Below are 478 nucleotides of genomic sequence, written 5' to 3' on the forward strand. Positions count from 1 at the left end.
GCGACATTGTATTGGGTAATGAGGAAGATGCTGCCATGGTATTGGGCATCCATCCTGAAGGAATGGATGTAACTAGCGGACATGTCGAAGCAGAGTCTTATCGTAGCGTATCACAACAAATTATGCAACAGTATCCTCGCGTGAAGAAGGTCATCACTACGCTCCGCGGTTCCATCAATGCCAATCACAATACGTGGTCGGGTGTGCTGTACGATGGCGAAACATTATTTAAAGCAGCTGATTATGATATCACACACATCGTCGATCGTGTGGGGGGTGGCGATTCATTTATGGGCGGACTCATATATGGACTGCTCACCTATGAAGGTGATGATCAGAAAGCGCTTGACTTTGCTACCGCAGCATCCTGCCTGAAGCATACCATACCAGGTGACTATAACCTGGTGACCGTTGAAGAAGTGGAAAAACTGATGGCTGGTGATGCCTCAGGACGTGTATCGAGATAATAGTTTTTTGA

The 478-nt window shown here is 46.9% G+C and carries 1 protein-coding gene; it reads left to right on the forward strand.

Annotation, left to right across the window (positions count from 1 at the left end; genetic code table 11):
- Nucleotides 1-467, forward strand: a 467-nt coding sequence (locus KDU71_RS22850) for a PfkB family carbohydrate kinase (protein ID WP_244828668.1), incomplete at its 5' end; no start/stop codon positions are given.
- Nucleotides 468-478: the final 11 nt, after the last annotated feature.

This window comes from Carboxylicivirga sediminis (assembly GCF_018156225.1).
Lineage (GTDB): Bacteria > Bacteroidota > Bacteroidia > Bacteroidales > Marinilabiliaceae > Carboxylicivirga > Carboxylicivirga sediminis.